Here is a 4,879-nt window from a genome sequence, read left to right as displayed (position 1 = left end):
GGTTGCTGGCGGAGGGGTTCACGGCGTTCGTGGAGTGCAGCGCTCATCCGGTGCTGACGGTGGGGTTGCAGGAGACGTTCGACGCGTTGGGCGCGGATGTCGCGGTGGCGGTGCCGTCGTTGCGGCGTGACGAGGGCGGCATGGAACGCTTCGCCCGTTCCCTGGGCCAGGCATGGGCGCACGGCGTTCCCGTCGACTTCACGCCCCTCCTCCCGCCCGCGCACACCGCAGCGCCGGTCGGCCTGCCCACCTACGCCTTCCAGCACGCCCGCTACTGGCTCGACTCCACGCACCACCAGCCCACCGCACCCTCCGACCTCGGAACCGGCGCGGCCCACCCGCTCCTGGGACCGGCCGTCGAACTCCCGGGCGCACAGTCGCTCCTGTTCACCGGACGGCTCTCCCTGAAGACGCACGGACGGCTGGCCGAGCACACCGGCGCCGGAATCACCGTGCTCCCCGCCGCCGCACTCGCCGACGCCCTGCTGCACGCCGCCGGCGAGATCGGCTGCGAGCGGATCGACGAACTCGACTTCCACGAGCCCCTGGTGATGCCCGAGCGCGGCGGCGTCCAGCTCCGCGTCGAGGTCGGCGAGAGCGACGAGGAGGGGCTGCGCGTCATGACCCTCCACTCCCGCAGGGAGAACCGGCCGCAGGGCACGCCATGGACCAGCCACGCCCGCGCCGTTCTCGCCGCCGAGGAGGACGCCGGCGCACCGCCCTCCTGGAACCTCGAAGTGTGGCCCCCGCTCGACGCCGACCCGGTCGACGTCACCGCTGCGGACAGCCTCGGCGGCCCGGACGGGCCGGGCGCGGTGCGTGCGGCCTGGCGGCGGGACGGCGAACTGTACGCGGAGATCGCCCTCGACCCGGGGGAGCCGCAGGAGCGCACGTGCGCCGACGGCTTCGGGGTCCACCCCGCTCTGCTCGGTACGGCCCTGCGCCTCGCGGACCCGGCCGACGCGGCGCAGCCCGGACACGCCCCCGACGCACGGCTGCCGCACCGGTGGCGCGGCGTCACGCTCCACGCCGTCGGGGCGTCCGTCGTGCGCGTACGCCTGACCCGCCAGGACGTGGACGGCCCCGGCCTCACGCTGGCCGTCGCGGACGACACCGGAGCCCCGGTGGCGACGATCGACACCCTGACGTGGCGATCCGTCGCCGCACGTGACCTGCGGCAGGCCTCCGCCGCACAGCGCGGCGCCCTCCACACGCTCACGTGGGTCGAGGCGCGGACCCGCGGGCGCGGCGCCCCCGCACCCCGGAGCTGGGCCGTCGTCGGCGACGACCCGTTCGAGGCCCGCTTCGGACTCATGGCCGCGGGCACGTACGCCGAGGAGTATCCCGACCTGCAGACGCTCGCGGTCAGGATCGAGACGGACGGCGTCGCGACGCCCGACGTCGTCCTGGTCACGAGCCCGCCGGCCGCCGACGGGACGGCCGGCGCCGTCCGCCGGTCCGCCGAGGACGTGCTCGGCCTCGCCCGGACCTGGCTCGCCGACCCCAGGCTCGCCGCCTCCCGGCTGGTCGTCCTCACCGGCGCCACCGCGCCCGAAGGCGAGGACCCCGCCACGGCGGCGGCCGGCGCACTGATCCGCGCGGCACAGGACGAGTCGCCCGGCCGGTTCGTGCTGGTCGACACCGACGGCACCAAGGCGTCCTGGCGGGCCCTGACGAAGGCGCTGACCACCGACGAGGACCACCTCATGCTGCGCCGCAGCGTCGTACGGGCGCCACGGCTGGCCCGCGCCGACCTGACGGCCGGCACGACGAACCCGGCCGGCCCCCCCGACATGGCCGGCGGCACGGCGCTGATCAGCGGCGCCGGCCGGCTGAGCGCCTCCTTCGCCCAGCACCTGGTCACGCGGCACGGCGTCCGGCATCTGCTGCTGCTCGGGCAGCCGGGCGAGGACCTCGACCTCGACGGGACGACGGCGGCCGCGTGGACCGAGCTCGGCGTCCGCGTCGACACCGCGTCCTGCGACCCGGCCGACCCGCGGGCGCTGACGGCGCTCCTGCGCGACCTGCCCGCCGACCGCCCCCTGCGCACCGTCGTCCACACCGCGCAACGCCCCGACGGCACGGACCGGACGCCGGAGCAGGAGGAGAGCGGGGCCGGGACGGCCGGGGGAGCGACGGTCGCCGGCGGCGCGCCGGACCGGATCGGCGCGGCCCTGCACGCCGAGACGCTGCGGATCCGGGCGCTGCGCGAGGCGACGGACGCCCTGGCGGAGCCCCCCGCGCTCGTCCTGCTGTCCGCCGCGGCCGGCGCCGAGGGCACGGGGGACGCCGTCGACGCGGCGGCCGGCGCCCTGTTGGCCTCCTGGGCGCGGGAGCGGCGGTCGGCCGGTGCGCCCGCGGTCGCGCTCCGGATCACGCCCGAGGCCACGGACCCCCAGGTGTACGACGGGCTGTGGGACGCGGGCGAGGCGGCGCTGCTCGTCGCCGAACCGGACGTCGAGGCGCTGGGCGCGCGCGCCGCGTCCGGCGCCCTGCCCGCCCTGTGGCGGAGCCTGGTGCGCGTCCCCGTCCGGCGCACCGTCCAGCGGGCCGGCGACGGCCAGGGCGTCACGTTCAAGCAGCGTCTGGTCGCGCTGGACGGACCCGGCCGCGAGCGGCTGCTGCTGGAACTGGTCCTCGACCACGCCGCCACCGCGCTCGGCCACGGCTCGGCGGGCGTCATCGACGCGGACCGCAAGTTCCGCGAACTCGGCTTCGACTCGCTGTCCGCCCTCGCCCTGCGCAACTCGCTCAACGACGTCACCGCGCTGCGGATGCCGCCCGGCGTCGTGTTCGACCACTCCACCTCCGCCGAACTCGCGGCGCACCTCGCCCACCTGCTCCTCGGACGGTAGGACCCGAGCCCGGCCGCCCGCACACGGGCAGCCCCCCAGACACACAAGGCCGGCCGCCCGCACACGGGCAGCCCCTGTACAAGACCAGCCGACACACAAGAAGGGAGGCGTGATTGTGAGAACGCGAGGAGTGTTCCTCAGCTCGGTCGGGGTGTTCCTGCCCGATCCGGTGAGCGCGCAGGACGCCGTGGCCGACGGCCGCTACGACGAGGACGTCTGCAAGGCGAGCGGCCTGACCGGCACCCATGTCGCGCACGGTGTCCCCGCCCTCGACATGGCGGTCGTCGCGGCGCGACGCGCGGTGCAGCGCTCGGGACGCGACGTCGAGGACATCGAGTCCCACGTCCACGGCGGCGTCTACCACCAGGGGCCCGACGGCTCCTACCCGCCCGCGTACATCCTGCGGGAACTCGGCACCGGGCCCATTCCCTCGCTGCACATCCGGCAGGGCTGCAACGGCATGCTGGCCGCCCTCGAGGTCCTGATCGGGCAGATGACCGGCGCCGCCCAGGTGGAGACGGCGCTGCTGACCACGGCGCAGAACTTCGACACGCCGCTCATCGACCGCTGGCGCGGCTTCGGCGACTCGTACATCCTCGCCGACGGCGCCGCCGCCGCCGTGGTCAGCACCGAGAGCGGCTTCGCCGAGGTGCGCTCCCTCAACTCCGGGACGCTGGCCGAACTGGAGCAGTGGCACCGCGGGGACGAGTCTCTGCTGCCGCCCCAGGACGGCACGGGGCGAGAGGTCGCCGTCGCCGAGCGGGCCGCGCTGTTCAACGAGCGGGAGATGTCGCTCGCCGAAACGGTCGAGCGCATCGGCGAGTTCGACCTGTCCATCGTCCAACGCTCCCTGGTGGACGCCGGCCTCAACGCCTGCGACATCGCCAAGGTCGTCCCGATCAACCAGGACGGCCGCATGATCGAGTACGCCGTCATGGGCCCGCTGGGCCTGCCCATGTCCCGTTCCAGCTGGGACTTCGGCCGCACCGTCGGCCACGTCGGGGCGGCCGACCTGCTCATCTCGCTCGACCACCTGGTGCGCACCGGCGAGGTGGCGCCCGGAGACCACGTCCTGCTGCTCTCCCAGGGACCCGGCTGGATCAGCTCCGCCGGAGTCGTGACGATCAAGGAAGTGCCGTCATGGTGACCTCCGCCGCGGTGCCCGTGCCCGGCACCGAGCTCTACTGCGAAACACGGGGCACGGGCCCTCTCCTGGTCGCCATGGACGGCGCGGGCGGGGACGCCCGGCGCATCTCCCCCCTCGTCGACCGCCTCGCCGACCACTACACGGTCCTCACCTACGACCGGCGCGGCATGTCGCGCAGCGCGGCCGGCGACCCGATGCCGCCCCTGACGCCCCGCACCCACGCAGACGACCTGGCCCTGCTGCTGAAGTCGCTCACCGACGAGCCCGCGCTGCTCTTCGGCACGAGCCTCGGAGCGCATGTGGGCCTGCATCTGCTGGCCCGCCACCCGCAGCTGGTGGCCACCCTCGTGGCGCACGAGCCCTCGGAGTTCTACTTCCTGACCGGACCCGAGCGCGAGCTCGCCGGACAGGTGGTGCGCACGGCGTGCGACACCTACCGGCGGCAGGGGTTCGGCCCCGGCATGGTCAGCTGGGCGGCGTTCAACGACATCGACTACGGCAACCTGCAGTTCGAGCCCGGGGCCCGGCTGTCGGCGATGACGGACGAGCAGAAGGCCAACATCGACTTCTTCATCACGCACGAGATGCCCGCCTACACCGACGTCCACCTCGACGACGCCGGCTTCGACGTGCTGCGCGCCGAGGCCGGCCGGCTCGTCCTCGCCACCGGCGCCCCCTCCGACCGCAACTGGTCCTACCGCTGCACCGTCAGCCTCGCGCAGCGGCTCGGCAAGGAGACCGAGGAGCTGCCCGGCGGGCACGTCGGCCTCAAGACCCACCCGAGGGCCTTCGCGGCCCGCCTGCGCAAGATCCTCAGGAACCGGGGGCACTGACGCCGAAGGCACGCGGCGGGGGCGGGACCGGACGGCCCCGCCCC

General features: G+C 75.0%; 3 protein-coding genes. All 3 read left to right on the top strand.

The genetic code is table 11. The features are described 5' to 3' along the window. A partial coding sequence (locus ACN6LD_RS41810) for a KR domain-containing protein (RefSeq protein WP_445045899.1) occupies positions 1-2,855 on the top strand: 2,855 nt, incomplete at its 5' end. A 109-nt stretch (positions 2,856-2,964) separates the two neighbouring features. Next, the gene (locus ACN6LD_RS41805; RefSeq protein WP_445045898.1) at positions 2,965-4,002 is read left to right on the top strand and encodes a ketoacyl-ACP synthase III family protein; all 1,038 of its coding nucleotides are present in this window, start codon (positions 2,965-2,967) and stop codon (positions 4,000-4,002) included. Further along, positions 3,996-4,835 carry an alpha/beta fold hydrolase gene (locus ACN6LD_RS41800; protein WP_445045897.1) on the top strand — a complete coding sequence of 280 codons (840 nt, stop codon included), beginning with the start codon at positions 3,996-3,998 and terminating at the stop codon, positions 4,833-4,835. The genes ACN6LD_RS41805 and ACN6LD_RS41800 overlap by 7 nt, the downstream gene beginning before the upstream one ends. The last annotated feature ends 44 nt before the right edge of the window (positions 4,836-4,879 follow it).

It is taken from the genome of Streptomyces sp. SAS_272 (genome assembly GCF_052543235.1).
The sequence above is the reverse complement of the archived record's forward strand: the minus strand, read 5'-3'. Positions and strand labels throughout refer to the sequence as shown.